Raw genomic sequence first — 20,932 nt, forward strand, 5'->3', positions numbered from 1 at the left:
CCGGGGCTTTTTGCTGTATCTGGTGCCGGAAATAGGAATCGAACCTACGACCTACGCATTACGAATGCGCCGCTCTACCAACTGAGCTATTCCGGCGAGGTCGTGAATTCTAGGGGGTCTGGACCACTTTGGTCAATCAGGGAAGCGCTCACCGTGGAACGGCCCGCGCGCCCAAAGGCCCGGCAAGACCTGCTCCTGCCGCACCAGCCCTTGACGCACCAGCTTCTACAGTGAATCCCCCACTTCCGGAGGCATCCCATGCGCCCCTGTCCCCGCCTGGCCGGCCTGCTGCTCTCGTCCCTTCTGCTGAGTGCCACTGCGCTGGCACGCGACACGACACCGACGCCACAGACACCGGACCAGCAGTGGCAACCCCTGTTCCAGCAGGTCCAGGGCGCGCACCTGTTCAAGGACCAGAAGACCTTCGCCGATGCGGTACCCCGCCAGCCGGCGGCGACCGTCCTGACCCAGTGGCAGCGCGCCAGGACGCAGCCCGGGTTCGACCTCGCCGGTTTCGTCTCCGAGCACTTCACCGTGCCCGGCGACGCCCCGCCGTACGTGCCACCTGCCGGGGAGACGCTGCGTGCGCATATCGAGGGTCTGTGGCCGGTGTTGACCCGCACCACCGGCACCGTGGATCCACACGGCTCGCTGCTGCCGCTACCCAGGCCCTACGTGGTGCCCGGTGGACGCTTCCGCGAGGTGTATTACTGGGACAGCTATTTCACTCTGCTCGGGCTGGCCTCCAGTGGCCGCTGGCAGCAGGTCCGCGACATGGTGGACAACTTCGCGTCCCAGCTCGACAGCTACGGCCACATTCCCAACGGCAACCGCAGCTACTACCTGAGCCGTTCGCAGCCGCCCTTCTTCAGCCTGATGGTGGATCTGCTCGCCACGCATGAGGGCGATGCGGCCTACCGTCGCTATCTTCCACAGCTGCGCATCGAGCATGCATTCTGGATGCGCGGCGCGGAAACGCTGGCACCGGGCGAGGCGCGCGAGCGGGTGGTCCGGCTGGCGGATGGCCAACTACTCAACCGCTACTGGGACGACCGCGCCGTGCCGCGCACCGAGTCCTGGATGGACGATCTGGCCACCGCCGCGCAGGCGCCACAGCGCGCGCCCTCGCAGGTGTATCGCGACCTGCGCGCCGGCGCGGAGTCGGGCTGGGATTTCAGCTCGCGCTGGCTCACCGAGCCGTCTGCATTGGCGAGCATCCACACCACGGCGATCGTGCCGGTAGATCTGAACAGCCTGCTGTTCCATCTGGAAACGACCGTGGCCCGCGCCAGCAAAGCAACCGGTGATCGCGCCGCTGCGCGCACCTTCGCCCAGCTGGCGAAGGCACGTCAGCACGCCATCAACCAACTGCTCTGGGATGATGAGCACGGCTGGTACGTGGACCGCGATCTGGAGCGCGGCCAGACCCGCCCCGCCCTGACCGCGGCGGCGTTGTTTCCCTTGTGGCTGGACGTCGCCGGCCGCGCGCAGGCGCGCCGTACCGCGCAGGCGGTGGAGACACAGTTGCTGCGCGACGGCGGCTTGCTGACCACCACCGTGGCAACCGGCCAGCAATGGGATGCCCCCAACGGCTGGGCGCCGCTGCAGTGGGTCGCGGTGGACGGGCTGCAGCGGCATGGGCAGGACACCCTCGCCCGCCGGATCGGCGTGCGCTTCCTGCGCACCGTGCAGACGGTGTATGACCGCGAGGGCAAGCTGGTGGAAAAGTATGTGGTCGACGGCTCGGCCACGGGCGGCGGTGGCGGCGAATACCCGCTGCAGGATGGGTTCGGCTGGAGCAACGGGGTTACGTTGGCGCTGCTGGATCGGCTGTGTGCGCCGAAGCGGGTCTGCGACAGCGCGCAGGATGTGGAGGCCGCGGACTGATCCAGCGGCCGCCGCGGCGCGGGATCAGCGCGCCTTCCACAACTCCGCCAACCGATCCGGCTTGCCGGCGATGCGCTCCAGCGCCGGGTACTTCAGCCCGTCGTGGTAATCCAGCGTCACCGTGTCGATGCGATCGACGTTTTTCACCAGCAGCGTCAGCGGTGCCTTGTCGGTCCTGGCCGTGGTGATCGCCTCCTTCAACTGCTCCGCCTTGAACACGCGGCCATTGAGTGCGACCACGCTCATGCCGGGGATCAGCCCGGCATTGAACGCCGGGCTGTCCCACAGCACGTCGCCGATGTAGCCGGACTCGCTGACGGACAGGCCGATGGAGTACAGCAGGTTGCTGTTCTTGCCGCGCGTCTCCTGCGCCTTGAACGCTTCGTTCGGCGTATCGGTGTAGACCAGTTTCCAGCCCGCCGCTTCCAGGCCGCCAGTCAGCGGGCCGTGCCCATCCAGGCGTTCGCGCAGGAAGCTGGCCCAGTCGAACGGCGCCACGCCGTTGAGGGTGCCGACCACGTCCTCGAAGGTATACGGATGGACGTTCCAGTCGCCGTCGTTCATGCCGAAGAACGCCTTGGCGAAGTCGTCCAGGCCGCGCTTGTTGCCGGTCAGCGCGCGCAGCTTGCCGTCCACCTCCAGCCATACCATCTGGCCGCCGGAATAGTAGTCCTCGCTCATCTGGTAGTTGCGGAACGCCAGCGCGCGGCGCTGGGCGATGGTCGGGTCGTTGGTGGTGTCCTGCAGGTTGCGCCAGGCCAGGCCGGGACGGCCGCGGTCGTAGGTACCGGCGACGTTGGCCAGCACATCGCGGGTCTGCTGCGGGCTCCACAGTCCGGAGCGGGCGGCCAGCACCTGGCCCCAGAACTGGGTCTGCCCTTCATACAGCCACAGCAGGCTGTCGCCCATCGGCACGTTGAAGTTGGCGGTGGCCAGATCCGCGCCACGCCGGTACTTGCCGTTCCAGGAGTGGTTGAACTCGTGCGGGAGCAGGTCGCGGCCGAGCCAGGTCTTGTCCCACTCGGTGAAGTAGCCGGTGTCGCCGCTGTTCTCGCTGGAGCGCTGGTGCTCCAGGCCGATACCGCCGAGCCTGTCGGTCAGCGCGAGCAGGAACTCGTAGCGGTCGAAGTGGCGCGCGCCGTAGAGCTTGTACATCTGCTGCACCAGCGCGCGATGCGCCTGGATCTGCTCGGGCTTGGCCGCCAGCGACGTGGCTTCATCAGCGAAGACATTCAGGTGCACCGGCACCTTTGCGCCGGGGTCCAGATCGAAGCGCTGGAAGTGGCGGCCGGCGAACAGCGGCGAGTCGACCAGATGGTCGTAGCTGATCGGCTTGAACACCACGGTGTCGCCGTCGCGGCGCTCCGTGTCCAGCGCGGTGGCATACGACCAGCCCGGCGGCAGGGTGACGGTAGCCTGCGCCTGGATGTTGCGGGTGATGACCCCGGCCGGGTACAGCGAGTTGGCGTTCCACTGCAGGTTGAGCATGTCCGGCGTCATCACCACGCGGCCCTGCGCGCCCTGGGAGGACAGGAACTTGAACTCGGCCACGACTTCACTGGCGCCCTGCGGCACCTCCACGGTGAAGGCGTAGACGTCGTACGGATCCCGCTTCCACTGCAGCGGCGTGCCGTTGGCGGTGACGACCAGGCCGGCGAGCTTGTCGATCGGCCCGCTCGGCGAGTGACTGCCCGGCAACCACTGCGGGTACAGCAGGGTCAGCGGGCCGGGCTTGGCCGGCACCGTGGCCTTGACCTTGAAGATGCGTCGCCCGATATCGCGCGCGTCCACGTCGATGCGCAGCAGGCCGGGGAAGGCCACGTCCTGCGGCGGCGGCGTCTGCGCCTGCACGCCGGCGGCGGACACGGCCAGCAACACGGACAGGGCAATGGCACGCATCTTCATCAGGCAGGCTCCAACGGGGGAAGCCTCGATCCTAGCCCTGCGTTACCGCCCTGCCCCATGGCCAAAGGTCATGCGTCGCGTTGCGGCCATGATTGGCACAGCGGCGTGCGGTGACGTTCCGTCTGCCGGACGCGATCAGGATCAACCGAGGTGAGCTGCCGGCCAGCGGCCGGCACTACCGGGCAGCGCCACGGCATGCGTGGCGTCACGAGGCCTGGTCAGTCGACCAGCCGCAGCCGCAGTTCTTTCGGCAGCGCGAACACCATCGATTCCGGCTCGCCGTCTAGCTCGCCGACGCCGGTGGCGCCAAGTTCTTTCAGGCGCGCGATCACCCCGTCCACCAGCACCTGCGGCGCGGAGGCGCCGGCGGTCAGGCCGATGTGCTTCTTGCCGGCCACCCATGCCGGGTCGATCTCGTCGGCCCCGTCGATCAGGTAGGACTCCACGCCATCACGGCGTGCCAGTTCACTCAGGCGGTTGGAGTTGGAGCTGTTCGGCGAGCCGACCACCAGCACCAGGTCGCAGCGCTTGGCCAGGTCGCGCACGGCATCCTGGCGGTTCTGCGTGGCGTAGCAGATGTCATCGTTCTTCGGGCCCTGCATCGCCGGGAAGCGGGTGCGCAGCGCTTCGATGATGCCGCGGGTGTCATCCACCGACAGCGTGGTCTGGGTGGTATAGGCGAAGTTCTCCGGCTGGTCGATGACCAGCGTGGCGACGTCGTCCACATCTTCGACCAGGTAGATCTGGCCGGTGCCGCGCTCGCGGCTCCACTGGCCCATCGTGCCTTCCACTTCCGGGTGGCCGGCGTGGCCGATCAGCACCACGTCGCGGCCGGCGCGGCAGTGGCGGGCCACTTCCAGGTGCACCTTGGTGACCAGCGGGCAGGTGGCGTCGAACACCTTCAAGCCACGGCGGTCGGCTTCCTGGCGCACGGCCTGGGAGACGCCGTGGGCGCTGAAGATCACCGTGTTGTCGTCCGGCACTTCGTCCAGCTCTTCGACGAAGATCGCGCCGCGGGCCTTGAGGTCATCGACCACGAACCGGTTGTGCACGACCTCGTGGCGCACATAGATCGGCGCACCCAGGGTCTCGATCGCGCGCTTGACGATCTCGATCGCACGATCGACACCGGCACAGAAACCACGCGGATTGGCGAGCAACACATCCATCGGTCAGATACTCCGGCCGGCGTGAGCCGGGTCGTTACGGATACAGGAGGGAATTATCCCGCTTTTTTGGCAGGCTTGCCGTCGAACAGGCCGAACAGGGCGATACCCACCGCGCCGACCACGATCGCCGAATCGGCGATGTTGAACGACGGCCAGGCATGGTCACCGATATACCACTGGATGAAGTCAACCACATGGCCGTGCATCAGCCGGTCGATCACGTTGCCGATCGCCCCGCCGATCACCAGGGCGTACGGCACGGCGCTGCGCCAGGCACCGCGCGCGGTGCCCCACATCCAGTAGGCCATCAGGCCGCTGATGCCCACCGCCAGCGCGGTGAAGAACCACAGCTGCCAGCCACCGGCATCGCTCAGGAAACTGAACGCGGCACCGGTGTTGTAGGTGCGGTACCAGTTCCAGAAGCCGTCGATGACCACCACCGGCTCGTACTCGGGCAGGCTGGACAGCACCCAGGCCTTGCTCCACTGGTCGGCGATGATGATCGCCGCCGACAGCAGCAGCCAGATCAGCGCGTTCGGACGCGGACGGGCGGCGGCCATCAGAACCACCGCCGGTCTTCGCCGGCACCGTCGATGTTGGTCACGCAGCGGCCACACAGCTCCGGATGCGCAGCGACCGAGCCCACATCGGCGCGGTAATGCCAGCAGCGCACGCACTTCTGCTTCGTGGTCGGCTGGGCGCTGACGAACACCTCATCGGTGGTCGCCGGGCGCACCTGCACGTCACCGCTGATCAGCAGGAAGCGCAGCTCCTCGGCCAGCGGCTGCCAGCGCGCGGCGGTCTCGGCATCGGCGGCGACGGTGATCTCCGCTTCCAGCGCCGCACCGATCGCACCATTGGCGCGCATCGGCTCGAGCACCTTGGCGACCTGCTCGCGCAGGGCCAGCAGCTGATCGAAATCGGCCGCGTTGAGCGGTGCATCGGCCGGCAGCGGGACCAGGCCTTCGTACCAGGTGGCGAACAGCACGTTCTCCTTGCGCTCGCCCGGCAGGTAACCCCACAACTCATCGGCGGTGAAGCTCAGGATCGGCGCGATCCAGCGCGTGAACGCTTCGGCGATGTGGTACATCGCGGTCTGCGCCGAGCGGCGGCCGCGCGAGTCCATCGGCATGGTGTACAGGCGGTCCTTGGTGACGTCCAGGTACACCGAGCCCAGGTCGACGCTGCAGAAGTTCAGCAGCAGCTGCACGATCTCGGCCATGTTGTAGCCGGTGTACGCGGCCTTGATCTTCTCCTGCACCTCGAACGCGCGATGCACGATCCAGCGGTCCAGCGCAACCATGTCGGCCGGGGCCACCAGTTGCTGGGCCGGATCGAAGCCGTCCAGGTTGCCGAGCAGGAAGCGCGCGGTGTTGCGCAGGCGCCGGTAGGCATCCGCGTTGCGCTTGAGGATCTCCTGCGACAGCGACATTTCATTGCTGTAATCGGCCGAGGCGATCCACAGGCGCAGGATGTCCGCGCCCAGGGTCTTCATGATGTCCTGCGGCTCGATGCCGTTGCCCAGCGACTTGGACATCTTGCGGCCCTTCTCATCCACGGTGAAGCCGTGGGTGAGGCACTGCTTGTACGGCGCCCGCTTGTCGATCGCCACGCCGGTCAGCAGCGAGGACTGGAACCAGCCGCGGTGCTGGTCCGAGCCTTCCAGGTACAGGTCGGCCGGCTTGCCGAAGCCACGCGCCAGCAGCACGCCTTCGTGGGTCACGCCCGAGTCGAACCAGACATCGAGGATGTCGGTGACCTTCTCGTACTGCGGCGCTTCTTCGCCCAGCAGCTCGGCGCTGTCCAGCGAGTACCAGACGTCGATGCCTTCGGCCTGCACGCGGTCGGCGACCTGCTGCATCAGCTCGACGGTGCGCGGGTGCGGCTCACCGGTTTCGCGGTGGGTGAACAGCGCGATCGGCACGCCCCAGGTGCGCTGGCGGCTGATGCACCAGTCCGGGCGGCCATCGACCATCGAGCCGATGCGCGCCTTGCCCCAGCTCGGGAACCAGCCGACGGTGTCGATCGCGGCCATCGCATCGCTGCGCAGGTTGGCCTTGTCCATCGAGATGAACCACTGCGGGGTGGCACGGAACACGACCGGGGTCTTGTGGCGCCAGCAGTGCGGGTAGCTGTGCACGATCTCGACATGGGCCAGCAGCGCACCGGAGGCGCGCAGCACGTCGATGATCAGCGGCTGCGCCTTCCACAGGTGCACGCCTGCCAGCTCGACGTCGCCCGCCGGCGGGGTCGAAGACAGGTACACGCCACGGCCGTCGACCGGGTTGATCTGGCCGGCGTTGTACTTGTCCATCAGCCCGTACTGCTGGCTGACCACGAAGTCTTCCTGGCCGTGGCCCGGGGCGGTATGCACCGCACCGGTACCGTCTTCATCGGAGACGTGGTCGCCGTTGAGCAGCGGGATGTCGCGCTGCGGATAGAACGGATGGGCCAGCAGCAGGTTTTCCAGCGCGGCGCCGGTGGCACGGCCGTGCACGACCAGGCCCTCCACGCCGTAGCGCTGCAGCGAACGTTCGGCCAGCGCGGCGGCCAGCACCAGCCAACGGCGCTTGCCGTTGTGGGTCGGGCCTTCGGCCAGCACGTACTCGATCTCCGCACCGAGCGACACCGCCAGCGAGGCCGGCAGCGTCCACGGGGTGGTGGTCCAGATCGGCACCGCGACCTCGACATCGGCCGGCAGCACCACGCCGAAGCGTTCGGCCAGCTGCTGCGCGTCGCGCGAGACGTAGGCCACGTCGATCGCCGGCGAGGTCTTGTCCTGGTATTCGATCTCGGCCTCGGCCAGTGCCGAGCCACAGTCGAAGCACCAGTGCACCGGCTTGGCGCCGCGCACGATGTGACCGTTGGCGAAGACCTTGGACAGCGCGCGGATCTCGTTGGCCTCGAAATCGAAGCTCAGCGTCTTGTACGGGTTGTCCCAATCGCCGATCACGCCCAGGCGCTTGAAGTCGCGGCGCTGCAGTTCGATCTGCTCTTCGGCGAACTCGCGGCACTTCTGGCGGAACGCGACCGCATCGAGCTTGACGCCGACCTTGCCCCACTTCTTCTCGACCGCGATCTCGATCGGCAGGCCATGGCAATCCCAGCCCGGCACGTAGGGCGCATCGAAGCCGGCCAGGTAGCGCGACTTGACGATGATGTCCTTGAGGATCTTGTTGACCGCGTGGCCCAGGTGGATCTGGCCATTGGCGTAGGGCGGGCCGTCGTGCAGCACGAACAGCGGGCGGCCCTGCGCGTTGTCGCGCAGGCGGGCGTAAAGGCCCTCGTCCTCCCAGCGCGACAGAATGCCCGGCTCGCGCTTGGGCAGGTCGCCGCGCATCGGGAATTCGGTTGCCGGCAGATGAAGGGTGGCTTTGTAGTCCTGGCTCACGCAGTGGCTCGCAATCTGTGTTCGGAAAGGATGTGACGGGCCTGTTCGGCGTCACGGTGCATCTGGTCGGTCAACGCAGCCAGATCTTGGAACTTTTCTTCGTCACGCAGCTTGGCGACGAACTCGACATCGATGTGGCGACCGTACAGGTCACCCTGGAAATCAAACAGGTGCGCTTCCAGCAGCGGCTCGACGCCGTCCACGGTGGGGCGCGTGCCGAAGCTGGAGACCGAGGGCCACGGCTGGTCGAACACGCCATGGACCCAGGTCGCATAGATCCCCGACAGCGCCGGCGTCTTCGGGAAGCGCAGGTTGGCGGTCGGGAACCCCAGCGTACGGCCCAACTGGCGGCCGCGCACTACCCTGCCCCCAATCGTATACGGCCTGCCCAGCAGATCGCCGGCATGGCTGAAATCACCGGCACGCAGCAGCTGGCGGATGCGGGTGCTGGAGATGCGCTCGCCGTGCAGGTCGACCGGCTCGATCTCTCCCGCACTGAAACCCCGCTCGCGGCCCATCGCCTGCAGCAGGGCCAGATCGCCCTTGCGGCGGTTGCCGAAGCAGAACTCCGGCCCGATCCACACCTCGCGCGCACTCAGCCGGTGCACCAGCAGCTGCTCGACGAACGCCTCGGCCTGCATCGCGGCCATGCGCGCATCGAAGCGCAGCAGGCCGATCGCATCCACGCCGAGTTCGCGCAGCATCGCGACCTTGTCGCGCGCCAGGGTCAATCGCGGCGGCGGTTCGCCCTGGGCGAAGTACTCGCGCGGCAGCGGCTCGAAGGCCACCGCCACGGCGGCCACGCCCAGCGCGCGCGCGCGCGAAACGGCGTGGCGCACCAACGCACGATGACCCAGGTGCAGGCCGTCGAATGCGCCGATGCAGACCACGCTTCCGTGCGGGAGCAACTGCCCGCCTTCGACGTTTCTAAACAGCCTGCTCATCTACGTGGAATGCGGCCCACCAGGGCCGATGCTTTGCAAGAGATAGCCATGAAGTATAGCCGGGCTGTCCACGTATCAATGCTCCCGCAGGTGGCGCGGGCGGAAGCCCATGGCGACCAGCGCCACCAGATAGGTCAGACCACCGCCGCCGACCAGCAGCGCGAGGTTCCCGATCCGGTGCCATTTGTCCATGCCGGTGAACGCCGGCATCCCGTACAGCAGGGCCAGCAGCACCGCGACCATCGCCAGACAGGCCAGCCCCAGCTTGGTCACATAGCCGCCCCAGCCGGGCTTGGGCTGATAGACATCGGTCTTGCCCAGCCAGTACCAGAGCAGGCCCAGGTTCAGGTAACTGGACAGTGCGCTGGCGATGCCCAGCGCCAGATGCAGGCCCGGCTGCTTGCCCAGCGCGACCCACACGCCCTGCGCCTTGAGCGCCTCCGGCACCATCACGTGGTACAGCACGGCCAGCAGGATGAAGTTGAACACCATGTTGGCCACCAGCGCGGCCACGCCGGCGCGGACCGGGGTGCGCGTGTCCTGGCGGGCGTAGAAGGCCGGCAGCACCACCTTGAGCAGCGCGAACGCCGGCAGGGCGAAGCTCAGCCCGTAGACCGACAGCGCGGTCATGCGGGTATCGAACGCGGTGAAACGCCCGTACTGGAACACCGTGGCAATCAGCGGCTCGGCCAGCAGCAGCAGGCCCAGCATGGCCGGGATCGCGATCAGCAGCGTCGTGCGCAGGCCCCAGTCCAGCGCGCTGGAGAAGCCGGCCTTGTCGGTGCTCACGTGGTGGCGAGCCAGCGCCGGCAGGATCACGGTGCCCAGCGCCACCCCGAACACGCCCAGCGGGAGCTCCAGGAAGCGGTCGGCCAGGGACAGCCAGGACTGCGAGCCATCGGTCAGCTTGGCGGCGATCACCGTATCCAGCAGCAGGTTGATCTGCGCGATCGAGGAACCGAACAGGGTCGGCACCATCAGGGTCAGCACCTTGCGCACCCCGGGATGCCGCCAGCCCCAGCGCGGCAGGGTCAGCAGGTTGATGCCCTTCAGCGAGGGCAGCTGGAACAGCAGCTGCAGCAGCCCGGCCGCCAGCACCGCCCAGCCCAGGGCCAGGATCTGCTTCTCCGGGGTGCCGCCCAGCCGCGGGGCCAGCCACAGCGCGCCGGCGATCATGCACAGGTTGAGGATCACCGGGGTCAGCGCCGGCATCGCGAACTTCTGGAAACTGTTGAGCGCCCCGCCGGCCAACGCGGTCAGCGACACGAACAGCAGGAACGGGAAGGTCAACCGGAACAGGTCCACCAGCAGGCCATGCTTGGCCGGGTCGGTATCCACCCCGCTGGAGAACAGGGTCGCCAACTGCGGCGCGAAGATCAGCGCCAACGCCGTGACCAGCAGCAGCACCCCACCCAGCGTGCCGGCCACCCGCGACATCAGCTCGCGCAGTTCGGCATGCGAGCGGGTTTCCTTCACTTCCGTGAACACCGGGACGAACGCCGTGGCGAACGAGCCTTCGGCGAACAGCCGGCGCAGGAAATTGGGCACCCGGAAGGCGACCCAGAAGGCGTCGGTCACCGCATTGGTGCCGAACGTGGTGGTGATGACCAGGTCGCGAACCAGCCCCAACACCCGCGAAATCATGGTCATGCTGCTGAAAGACAGCAGGCCCCGCAACATCCTTGGTGAACTCACCCGTGTTCCCTCTTGACAATTGACTTGACGTACATTTTTCGAGCCATCATACTTTCCAGCTTGCTGTTCCCATTACACCGATTTTTCAGGAAACCACCACTGTGGCCAATATCAAGTCCGCCAAGAAGCGCGCCAAGCAGACCGTCGTGCGCAACGCGCGCAATACGGCTCAGCGTTCGATGCTGCGCACCGCTGTCAAGAAGGTGATCAAGGCTCTGGATGCCAATGACGCCGCCGGCGCCGAGGCAGCCTTCGCTGTTGCCCAGCCGATCCTCGACCGTTTCAGCTCGCGTGGTCTGATCCACAAGAACAAGGCTGCTCGCCACAAGAGCCGCCTGACCGCGCGCATCAAGGCCATCAAGGCCGCCTGATACGGCGCTGCGGGTGTCGTAGAGCCACGCCATGCGTGGCTTCGATCCAGCCGCAGAGAAGAACCCGGCCTTGGCCGGGTTTTTTGTTGCCTGCGATCTGCGGCGACCCGCCCGGTCGGCGGTTACGGCGACACCACAGAAAAACCCGGCCGGAGCCGGGTTTCTCAGGGGCGCGTGGCTGCGCTCAGTACGCATCGCGCGCTTGCGCCTCGTCTTCCTTCTGGCGATCGAAGAAGGCCATGATGTTGTTCATGATCGGCCAGGTGCCTTCACGGCCCAGGGCCGAGACCAGGTACCACGGCTCGGACCAGCCCAGCTCGGCAACGATCTTCTCGGCGGCGGCCTTGGCCTCGTCCTCGAACATCAGGTCGGCCTTGTTCAGCACCAGCCAGCGCGGCTTGTTCAGCAGCTCTGGGTCGTGCTTCTCCAACTCGCGCTCGATCGCCCGGACCTGCTCGATCGGCGACACACCTTCCACGCCGCCTTCCATCGGGGAGATATCCACGAGGTGCAGCAGCAGGCGGGTGCGCTGCAGGTGGCGCAGGAACTGCGCGCCCAGCCCGGCGCCGTCGGCCGCCCCCTCGATCAGGCCGGGAATGTCGGCGATCACGAAGCTGCGGTAGTTCTCCACGCGCACGACGCCCAGATTGGGGTACAGCGTGGTGAACGGGTAATCGGCCACCTTCGGGGTCGCCGCGGACACGGCGCGGATCAAGGTGCTCTTGCCGGCATTCGGGAAGCCCAGCAGGCCCACGTCGGCCAGCAGCTTCAGCTCGAGCTTGATCAGGCGCTCTTCACCCTCTTCGCCCGGCAGCGCCTGGCGCGGCGAGCGGTTGGTGGAGCTCTTGAAATGCATGTTGCCCAGGCCGCCGCGGCCGCCCTTGGCCACCAGCAGGCGGTCGCCATGCGCGGTCAGGTCGCCGATCACTTCGTCGGTGCTGACATTCATGATCACGGTGCCGATCGGCACGGTGATGACCAGGTCTTCGCCGCCCTTGCCATAGGCCTGGCGGCCCATGCCGTTCTCGCCGCGCTGCGCCTTGAAGATGCGGTCATGGCGGAAATCGACCAGGGTGTTGAGGTTCTCGTCGGCGCGGATCCACACGCTGCCGCCATTACCGCCGTCGCCACCGTCCGGCCCGCCCAGCGGAATGAACTTCTCGCGACGGAAACCGATGCAGCCGTTGCCGCCGTTGCCGGCGATCACCTGGATTTCTGCTTCGTCTACAAGTTTCATGATTCTGGATGCCAATCTGGAGGCGGCGGGCGCGAGGTGCACCCCACCGCAGAGTCTAACGGCCCCGGTACGATCCAGGGCCGGCGGCGGGAAATGTCCCGCCTGATGTAGTGGATACCAACGAAAAACCCCGCCGAAGCGGGGCTTTCGTCAGCGACCCCACGCCGTGGCGTGGGCGCCTGCGTACCGCTGAAGATCAGGCTTCGGCGACGACGCTGACGGTACGACGCTTCTTCGGGCCCTTGACCGAGAACTCCACCTTGCCGTCGACGAGCGCGAACAGGGTGTGGTCACGGCCGAGGCCAACGCCGGTACCCGGATGGAACTGGGTGCCGCGCTGACGCACGATGATGTTGCCGGCGTCGATGGCCTGGCCACCGAAGATCTTGACGCCGAGGTATTTCGGGTTGGAGTCGCGACCGTTGCGCGATGAGCCTACGCCCTTCTTATGTGCCATGACTGCTTCTCCTTATTACTTGCTGCCACCGGCAATGCCGGTGATCTCGATTTCGGTGTAGTACTGACGGTGACCCTGACGCTTCATGTGGTGCTTACGGCGACGGAACTTGATGATCCGGACCTTGTCGGCACGACCCTGGGACACGACCTTGGCAGTGACCGAAGCGCCGCTCAGCGCGTCGCCCAGCTTGATGCCATCGCTGTCGCCCAGCATCAGGATGTTGTCGAACTTGATCTCGTTGCCGACTTCGACTTCGAGCTTTTCAACGCGGAGCGTTTCGCCCTGCGCCACGCGGTATTGCTTACCGCCGGTTACCAGTACTGCGTACATGACCAGACTTCCTCTGTAGTTATTGTGGTCTATGGACTGCCGCCATCGAGGGCGGACAGAAGCGGAATTTTAATGACTTCAACCACTTCGGGTCAACCCACCCCCTGCTCGGACCCGGATTTGGCTGAATACGGTTCAGGAAACCGGCTGGCGGGGTCTCAGGGAATGAGACATGGGGGTGGCAAAGTCCGCGATTGCCCCCAAATCCCAAGCTCGGTAGGCTGACCGATTGCCGTTTCCGATTGCCCCACCCGCTTGCCGGCTCCCTGAGCCGAAGCCCCACAACGGATCCCCCATGGCGATGGATTTCATCCGCATCCGCGGCGCGCGGACGCACAATCTCAAGAACATCGATCTCGACCTGCCCCGCGACAAGCTCATTGTCATCACCGGCCTGTCCGGCTCGGGCAAGTCCTCGTTGGCGTTCGACACCATCTACGCGGAAGGCCAGCGTCGTTACGTGGAGTCGCTGTCGGCCTATGCCCGCCAGTTCCTCAGCGTGATGGAAAAGCCGGACCTGGACCACATCGAGGGCCTGTCCCCGGCGATCTCGATCGAGCAGAAGTCGACCTCGCACAACCCGCGCTCGACCGTCGGCACGATCACCGAGATCTACGACTACCTGCGCCTGCTGTACGCCCGCGTCGGCAGCCCGCGCTGCCCGGACCACGGCTACCCGCTGGAAGCGCAGACGGTCAGCCAGATGGTCGACCACGTGCTGACCCTGGATGCCGAACAGCGCTACATGCTGCTGGCCCCGGTGATCCGCGAGCGCAAGGGCGAACACGCCCAGGTCTTCGACCAGCTGCGCGCGCAGGGCTATGTGCGCGTGCGCGTGGACGGCCAGCTGCATGAAATCGATGCGGTGCCGCCGCTGGCGCTGCGCCAGAAGCACACCATCGAGGCGGTGATCGACCGCTTCCGCCCGCGCGAGGACATCAAGCAGCGCTTGGCCGAGAGCTTTGAAACCGCGCTGAAGCTGGGCGACGGCATGGTCTCGGTGCAGTCGCTGGATGTGGAGGATGCGCCTGCGCACCTGTTCTCGTCCAAGTACAGCTGCCCGGTCTGCGATTACTCGCTGCCGGAGCTGGAACCGCGCCTGTTCTCGTTCAACTCGCCGGTCGGCGCCTGCCCGGGCTGCGATGGCCTCGGCATGGCCGAGTTCTTCGATCCCTCGCGCGTGGTGGTGCACCCGGAGCTGTCGCTCTCGGCCGGTGCCGTGCGCGGTTGGGACCGCCGCAACGCGTACTACTTCCAGCTGATCGCCTCGCTGGCCAAGCACTACAAGTTCGACACCGACGCCCCGTGGCAGAGCCTGCCCGAGGACGTGCGCCAGGCCGTGCTGTACGGCAGCGGCGACGAGACGATCACCTTCACCTACTTCACCGAAGCCGGTGGCCGCACCCAGCGCAAGCATCGCTTCGAGGGCATCATTCCCAACCTCGAGCGCCGCTACAAGGAGACCGAATCCTCGGCGGTGCGCGAAGAACTGGCCAAGTACATCAGCGAGCGCAACTGCCCCGAGTGCAACGGCCAGCGCCTGAACAAGGCCGCGCGCAACGTGTTCGTGGCCGACCGTGCGCTGCCGGAACTGGTGGTGATGCCGATCGACGATGCGCTGAAGTTCTTCAGCAGCATGACCCTGCCCGGCTGGCGCGGCGAAATCGCCGGCAAGATCGTCAAGGAGATCGGCGAACGGCTGGGCTTCCTGGTCGATGTCGGCCTGGATTACCTGACCCTGGAACGCAAGGCCGACACCCTGTCCGGTGGCGAAGCCCAGCGCATCCGGCTGGCCTCGCAGATCGGTGCCGGCCTGGTCGGCGTGATGTACGTGCTGGACGAGCCGTCGATCGGCCTGCACCAGCGCGACAACGAGCGCCTGCTCGGCACCCTGACCCGCCTGCGCGACCTCGGCAACACGGTGATCGTGGTCGAGCATGACGAAGACGCGATCCGCCTGGCCGACTACGTGCTGGACATCGGCCCGGGCGCCGGCGTGCACGGCGGCGAGATCGTCGGCCAGGGCACGCTGCAGGACATCCTGGATGCGCCGCGTTCGCTGACCGGCCAGTACCTGTCGGGCAAGCGCGCCATCGAGATCCCGGCGCGCCGGCACAAGCCCAATCCGAAGATGACGCTGCACCTGCGCGGTGCCAGTGGCAACAACCTCAAGGGCGTGGACCTGGACATTCCGTCGGGCCTGCTGACCTGCATCACCGGCGTGTCCGGCTCGGGCAAGTCGACCCTGATCAACGACACCCTGTTCTCGCTGGCTGCCAACGAGATCAACGGCTCCTCGCACCCGATCGCCCCGTACAAGGAAGTCGACGGCCTGGATCTGTTCGACAAGGTGGTGGACATCGACCAGTCGCCGATCGGCCGCACCCCGCGCTCGAACCCGGCCACCTACACCGGCCTGTTCACGCCGCTGCGCGAGCTGTACGCGCAGGTGCCCGAAGCGCGTGCACGCGGCTATTCGCCGGGGCGTTTCAGCTTCAACGTGCGCGGTGGCCGCTGCGAGGCCTGCCAGGGCGATGGCCTGATCAAGGTCGAGATGCACTTCCTGCCGGACGTGTACGTGCCCTGCGATGTCTGCCACGGCAAGCGCTACAACCGCGAAACGCTGGAGATCCTGTACAAGGGCTACAACATCAACGACGTGCTGCAGATGACCGTCGAAGATGCGCTGAAGCTGTTCGAACCGGTACCGAGCATCGCGCGCAAGCTGGAAACGCTGGTCGACGTCGGCCTGAGCTACATCAAGCTGGGCCAGAGCGCGACCACGCTGTCCGGTGGTGAAGCGCAGCGCGTGAAACTGTCCAAGGAACTGTCGCGCCGCGATACCGGGCGCACGCTGTACATCCTGGATGAGCCGACCACCGGCCTGCACTTCCACGACATCGAGGCGCTGCTCGGCGTGCTGCACAAGCTGCGCGACGAAGGCAACACGGTGGTGGTGATCGAACACAACCTGGACGTGATCAAGACCGCCGACTGGATCGTCGATCTGGGTCCGGAAGGCGGCCACCGCGGTGGCACCATCCTGGTGACCGGTACGCCGGAAGACGTGGCGGCCTGCCCGACCTCGTACACCGGCCAGTTCCTGGCCAAGATGCTGCCCTCCACCAGCGCGCGCCCGGAACAGCCGGCGGCCGTGGCCAACAAGCCCGACGCCCGCCCGCCGCGCAAGGCCAAGCCGGAAAAGCCGGCCAAGGTGGCCAAGAAGGCGGTGGCCGCCACGCGTGCGGCAACCCCCAGCAAAACCAGCCCTGCCAAGACCACGAAGGCGAAGAAGAAGTAATGAGCAGCGAACACAAGATCCTCGCCCGCGTACCGATCAGCGTCCGCTGGCGCGACATGGACAGCATGGGCCACGTCAACAACGCCAAGTACATCTCCTACCTGGAAGAAGCGCGCGTGCGCTGGATGCTGGGGGTGGAGGGCGTTTCGATGACCGACCGCATCGCACCGGTGGTGGCGGCGACCAACGTCAACTATCGCCTGCCGATCGTATGGCCCAACGACATCGTGGTGGAGCTGTTCGTCGAGCGTCTCGGCAACAGCAGCGTGACCATCGGCCACCGCATCGTGGACGAGAAGAACGACAGCACGCTGTATTCGGACGGCAACGTGGTGGTGGTGTGGATGGACACCCAGACCGGCAAGAGCGCACCGTTGCCCGAGGCGATCCGCACCGCGTCCACCTGAGCAGGTAGTGCCGGCCGCTGGCCGGCACCCTCATGACGCCGGATCGATGTGCATGGGTGCCGGCCAGCGGCCGGCACTACCGCCATTCGTTCAAAGGAATGCCATGTTCCACCAGACCGACATCCGCACACTGCTTCCCGGAATGACGCCGTTCCCCGCCGACGTTTTTTCCCAGGAACAACCGTGGCTGGCCCAACACCTGCTGCCGCTGATCGGCATCGACCTGGGCATCCTGCGTCCGGAACTGGCCGGCACCGTGGCCACGATGCTGTGCCCGATAGAGCCGTATGAAGGCTGCATCGGCGAAGACACCGAAGAACACCACAACGCGTTCACCGGGACCAACTGGATCGCATTCGAACTGACCACCGACAACCGCATGCGCTTCCTCGGCACCGCGGGCTACTTCGTCGGTGACCAGGAGCAGGACAGCGACGCGGTCGAGCACATCGCCGAGATGCGCGACAGTCATGCCAAGGCACACGCCTATTTCCAGACCCACGGCTCCCTGGCCAGCTACATGCGCTATGGCGATGGCGAGCCGGGCGAACAGGCGTATCTGGACAGGCTCGGCGGGCAGATTTCCGGCGGCAACTGGACCGAAACCGCCGAGATCCCGTCGGCATTCGAGATCGCACTGGATCCGGCGATGTATGATCGCGACCGACCTGACGATGCCGAGAACGTGCGCATCACCCGCGATGGCAAACCGTTCTTCGCGGTCGCCGAGGTAGCCGGTTACAACTGGTGCGCCGCGGGCGCCGATGCCATCGTGATGTTGTACGAACCGGACAGCCGCACCGTCCTGTTCTCCTACGACTGGAGTTGACCGCGCGCGTGCCGGCCAGCACGCACTCAACGCGCGCCGCGCACCTGCAGCTGTCCATCCACCTTGCGGCCGTCTTCCAGGCTCAGCCGCAACGGCAGCTGTGCCCCCTCCTTCAGCGCCACCTCCGGCTGCATCAGCATCAGGTGCAGGCCACCCGGTTTGAGCTCGACCGTCGCACCCGCCGCGATCGGCAGCCGCTCTACCGCGCGCATCCGGCTGATCCCGTCGACCAGCGTGGTTTCGTGCAGCGAGACATCACCGAACGCCTTGCTGCCGGCGGCGATCACCACGACCGCCTCGCGGCAGTCATTGCGGATCCGCCCGTAACCGGCGGCCATCGGCATCGCGCCCGGCGGCAACCGCACCCAGCCGTCGCGCAGTGACACGCAGGCAGGCGCATCGGCCACCGCCGACGCCGATGCTGCGAACGCACACAGTCCCAACAATACGCACACGAATGGTTTGGTTATCATCGGCTTCGTTCCCTGTCCGCAACGAGACTGCAGCATGACGACGCTCATCGAGGTGATCAACCATGGCCCCATCCGCGAACTGCGGCTGGCGCGTCCACCGGTCAATGCGTTGGACACCGAGCTGTGCCGGCACCTGATCCAGGCGATCAACCAGGCCATGTCCGAGGATGTACACGGCATCGTGCTGTCCGGGAGCGAGCGCATCTTCAGTGCCGGCATGGACGTGCCGCACCTGCTCGGCCATGGCGAGGACAAGCACAGGCTGCTGGACAGCTGGCAGGCCTTCTTCGGCGCCGTGCGCACCCTGGCCGAATGCCGCGTGCCGGTGGTGGCGGCCATGACCGGGCACGCCCCGGCCGGCGGCTGCGTGCTGGCCCTGTGCTGCGACTACCGGATCATCGCGCGCAGCCCCGATGCCGCCCATCCCACGGTGATCGGCCTGAACGAAGTGCAGGTCGGGCTGGTCGCGCCGGAAGGCATCCAGCGCCTGATGCGCCGCGTGGTCGGCCACCATCGGGCCACCACCCTGCTGGTCGGCGGCGAGATGGTGCCGGCCGAGCGTGCACTGCAGATCGGGCTTGTCGATGAGGTAGTCGATGCGGACCTGGTTGTCGCCCGCGCCGTGGCCTGGCTGCAGAGCCTGCTGAAGCTGCCGCGCCAACCGATGCTGCTGACCCGCGCCATCGCCCGCGCCGACCTGCACGAGGCGCTGCACGCCGACCTCATCCAGCTCGACCGCTTCGTGGACGCCTGGTACGCCCCGGACGCCCAGCAGGCGCTGCACGGGCTGGTCGCAAGGCTGGGCAAGGGCTGACCCGCGAACGCGGACACCCCCGCGCACACCGGTAGTGTCCGCAGCTGGCCGGCGCCTCTCGACGCCCGAAAAGACCGGGTAGTGCCGGCCGCTGGCCGGCTCCCGCTGCGCCTGGACATCATGAGGAGCCGGCCAGCGGCCGGCACTACCCCGTGCTGCGTGCAGGTGCGCCTGCCGGCCAGCGGCCGGCACTACCGGACCCCGTATAATCGGCGCCAGTCCAACCCAGGTTGCCGCCCTTGTCCGCCACGCACGAACCCGTCGTTTCCGAGCTGATCGACCTGCTCTCGCTCGAACGCCTGGAAGACAATCTGTTCCGCGGCCAGAGCCGCGATATCGGCACCAAGTACGTCTTTGGCGGCCAGGTGCTGGGCCAGGCGCTGTCCGCCGCCCAGAAGACGGTCGAGAACGGCCGTCACGTGCATTCGCTGCACGCCTACTTCCTGCGCGCCGGCAACATCGACCATCCCATCGTCTATGACGTGGACCGTACCCGCGATGGCGGCAGCTTCTCCGTGCGCCGGGTCACCGCGATCCAGCACGGCAAGGTGATCTTCTTCTGCGCGGCCTCGTTCCAGCAGGCCGAGACCGGCGCCGAGCACCAGCACAAAATGCCGGAAGTGCCGCAGCCGGAAGACATCGAGCCGAACCAGCCGTTGCCGCAGGCGGTGCTCGATCGCCTGCCGATCAAGGTGCAGCGCTGGCTCTCGCGGGGTGGCCCGTTCGAGTTCCGTCATGTCTACCCGCGCGACGAACTCCATCCGCCCAAGCGCCCGCCGTACCACCAGGTGTGGCTGCGCCTGAACGAGACCGTCGGCGATGCCCCCGAGCTGCATCAGGCCCTGCTCGCCTACGCGTCGGATTTCCATCTGCTCGGCACCGCGACCTTCCCGCACGGCATCAGCTACTACCAGCCGCACGTGCAGATGGCCTCGCTGGACCATGCGATCTGGTTCCACCGCCCGTTCCGCGCCGACGACTGGCTGCTGTATTCGCTGGACAGCCCCAGCGCGCAGGATTCGCGCGGCCTGGCGCGTGGCCAGTTCTTCACCCGCAACGGCATCCTGGTCGCCAGCACGGCGCAGGAAGGCCTGATCCGCGTGGTCGACGACAGTGCCGCGGCCGCCGCCGTACCGGCCAAGGACTGACATGAGACAGATCTTCAACAGCCAGCGCGTGGAAACCGTCGAAGGCGTGGCCCAGCTGCTGCGCGACGCCGGCATCGAAGTGCGCATCACCAACGGGCGCTCGTACCACAGCAAGCGCGGCAGCCAGTTCAGCTATCTGGACAAGGAAAAGGCGACCACCCATCCGACCCTGTGGGTGGTGCATGCCGACGACCAGCCGCGCGCCCGCGAGATCCTGCGTGATGCGCGCCTGCTGGAAACCACCCGCCGCGATCACCCGACCGCGCAGTTCGCGTTCCGCGATGAGGTCGCCCAGAACGACGCACCGCGCAACTGGGCCTGGCGCATCCGCATCGGCCTGCTGCTGGTGATCGCTGCCGTGGCCATGGTGGTGGTCATGCGCCACCGCGGCGCCCCCACCGTGGCGCCAGCGCCGGCCCCGGCGGTACAGCCGGCCGCGTCGCCGACCGCACCGGCGGCCACCCCACCGGAAGAAGAGGAAGTCCGGGTCCGGATCCAGCCAACTGAATAACGGGTAGTGCCGGCCGCTGGCCGGCTCCTCGTACGGGTGGAATCCTGCAGAGCCGGCCAG

Annotated in this window: 18 protein-coding genes and 1 tRNA gene; 8 read left to right on the top strand and 11 right to left on the bottom strand. The window is 66.9% G+C overall.

The window, feature by feature from the left end; all coding sequences use genetic code 11:
• Positions 1–20: 20 nt before the first annotated feature.
• Positions 21–96, bottom strand: a tRNA-Thr gene (locus ABE434_RS16400).
• A gap of 162 nt (positions 97–258) precedes the next feature.
• On the opposite strand from ABE434_RS16400, the gene treA reads away from it, so the two are divergent.
• The gene (gene treA / locus ABE434_RS16405) at positions 259–1,887 is read left to right on the top strand and encodes an alpha,alpha-trehalase TreA (RefSeq protein WP_346479582.1); all 1,629 of its coding nucleotides are present in this window, start codon (positions 259–261) and stop codon (positions 1,885–1,887) included.
• A 24-nt stretch (positions 1,888–1,911) separates the two neighbouring features.
• Here the strand turns inward: treA and ABE434_RS16410 are convergent, their stop codons facing one another.
• From ABE434_RS16410 to murJ, 6 genes are all read right to left on the bottom strand, one after another.
• A complete protein-coding gene (locus ABE434_RS16410; RefSeq protein WP_346479583.1) occupies positions 1,912–3,792 on the bottom strand; it encodes a peptidase M61 in 1,881 nt (626 codons plus the stop codon).
• 218 nt (positions 3,793–4,010) lie between these two features.
• Complete coding sequence (gene ispH / locus ABE434_RS16415; RefSeq protein ID WP_176990053.1) at positions 4,011–4,961, bottom strand: 4-hydroxy-3-methylbut-2-enyl diphosphate reductase; 951 nt, start codon at positions 4,959–4,961, stop codon at positions 4,011–4,013.
• A 53-nt stretch (positions 4,962–5,014) separates the two neighbouring features.
• Positions 5,015–5,521, bottom strand: coding sequence for a signal peptidase II (gene lspA, locus ABE434_RS16420; protein ID WP_346479584.1), 507 nt, complete (start codon positions 5,519–5,521; stop codon positions 5,015–5,017).
• Positions 5,521–8,352, bottom strand: a complete 2,832-nt coding sequence (gene ileS / locus ABE434_RS16425; protein ID WP_346479585.1) for an isoleucine--tRNA ligase — start codon at positions 8,350–8,352, stop codon at positions 5,521–5,523. Before ileS ends, lspA begins: the two co-directional genes overlap by 1 nt.
• Positions 8,349–9,296, bottom strand: coding sequence for a bifunctional riboflavin kinase/FAD synthetase (locus ABE434_RS16430; protein ID WP_346479586.1), 948 nt, complete (start codon positions 9,294–9,296; stop codon positions 8,349–8,351). Before ABE434_RS16430 ends, ileS begins: the two co-directional genes overlap by 4 nt.
• Before the next feature lie 75 nt (positions 9,297–9,371).
• Positions 9,372–10,976, bottom strand: coding sequence for a murein biosynthesis integral membrane protein MurJ (gene murJ / locus ABE434_RS16435; RefSeq protein WP_176990139.1), 1,605 nt, complete (start codon positions 10,974–10,976; stop codon positions 9,372–9,374).
• A 116-nt stretch (positions 10,977–11,092) separates the two neighbouring features.
• On the opposite strand from murJ, the gene rpsT reads away from it, so the two are divergent.
• On the top strand, positions 11,093–11,362 hold the full coding sequence (gene rpsT / locus ABE434_RS16440; RefSeq protein WP_019184515.1) for a 30S ribosomal protein S20: 270 nt from the start codon (positions 11,093–11,095) through the stop codon (positions 11,360–11,362).
• Between the two features lie 184 nt (positions 11,363–11,546).
• Here the strand turns inward: rpsT and obgE are convergent, their stop codons facing one another.
• The 3 genes from obgE to rplU form a co-directional block, all read right to left on the bottom strand.
• A complete protein-coding gene (gene obgE / locus ABE434_RS16445; protein WP_346479587.1) occupies positions 11,547–12,599 on the bottom strand; it encodes a GTPase ObgE in 1,053 nt (350 codons plus the stop codon).
• 196 nt (positions 12,600–12,795) lie between these two features.
• Entirely contained in the window at positions 12,796–13,056 is a 261-nt protein-coding gene (gene rpmA / locus ABE434_RS16450; RefSeq protein WP_019184517.1) for a 50S ribosomal protein L27, read from the bottom strand.
• A 15-nt stretch (positions 13,057–13,071) separates the two neighbouring features.
• Positions 13,072–13,389 carry a 50S ribosomal protein L21 gene (gene rplU / locus ABE434_RS16455; protein WP_019184518.1) on the bottom strand — a complete coding sequence of 106 codons (318 nt, stop codon included), beginning with the start codon at positions 13,387–13,389 and terminating at the stop codon, positions 13,072–13,074.
• A gap of 295 nt (positions 13,390–13,684) precedes the next feature.
• Between rplU and uvrA the strand changes: the two genes are divergently transcribed.
• The 3 genes from uvrA (at position 13,685) to ABE434_RS16470 (ending at position 17,926) form a co-directional block, all read left to right on the top strand.
• Entirely contained in the window at positions 13,685–16,690 is a 3,006-nt protein-coding gene (uvrA, locus tag ABE434_RS16460; protein WP_346479588.1) for an excinuclease ABC subunit UvrA, read from the top strand.
• Positions 16,690–17,097, top strand: coding sequence for a thioesterase family protein (locus ABE434_RS16465; protein WP_176990059.1), 408 nt, complete (start codon positions 16,690–16,692; stop codon positions 17,095–17,097). The genes uvrA and ABE434_RS16465 overlap by 1 nt, the downstream gene beginning before the upstream one ends.
• Positions 17,098–17,200: 103 nt before the next feature.
• Entirely contained in the window at positions 17,201–17,926 is a 726-nt protein-coding gene (locus tag ABE434_RS16470) for an enolase (RefSeq protein ID WP_346479589.1), read from the top strand.
• Positions 17,927–17,952: 26 nt separating this feature from the next.
• Here the strand turns inward: ABE434_RS16470 and ABE434_RS16475 are convergent, their stop codons facing one another.
• The gene (locus ABE434_RS16475) at positions 17,953–18,399 is read right to left on the bottom strand and encodes a copper chaperone PCu(A)C (protein ID WP_346479590.1); all 447 of its coding nucleotides are present in this window, start codon (positions 18,397–18,399) and stop codon (positions 17,953–17,955) included.
• Positions 18,400–18,433: 34 nt separating this feature from the next.
• Between ABE434_RS16475 and ABE434_RS16480 the strand changes: the two genes are divergently transcribed.
• From ABE434_RS16480 to ABE434_RS16490, 3 genes are all read left to right on the top strand, one after another.
• Positions 18,434–19,213, top strand: a complete 780-nt coding sequence (locus ABE434_RS16480; protein WP_346479591.1) for an enoyl-CoA hydratase/isomerase family protein — start codon at positions 18,434–18,436, stop codon at positions 19,211–19,213.
• A 239-nt stretch (positions 19,214–19,452) separates the two neighbouring features.
• Positions 19,453–20,361, top strand: coding sequence for an acyl-CoA thioesterase II (tesB, locus tag ABE434_RS16485; protein ID WP_176990062.1), 909 nt, complete (start codon positions 19,453–19,455; stop codon positions 20,359–20,361).
• A 1-nt stretch (position 20,362) separates the two neighbouring features.
• The gene (locus ABE434_RS16490; RefSeq protein ID WP_179459493.1) at positions 20,363–20,872 is read left to right on the top strand and encodes a DUF2007 domain-containing protein; all 510 of its coding nucleotides are present in this window, start codon (positions 20,363–20,365) and stop codon (positions 20,870–20,872) included.
• Positions 20,873–20,932: the final 60 nt, after the last annotated feature.

This window comes from Stenotrophomonas sp. TWI1183, from assembly GCF_039673115.1.
GTDB lineage: Bacteria > Pseudomonadota > Gammaproteobacteria > Xanthomonadales > Xanthomonadaceae > Stenotrophomonas > Stenotrophomonas maltophilia_AA.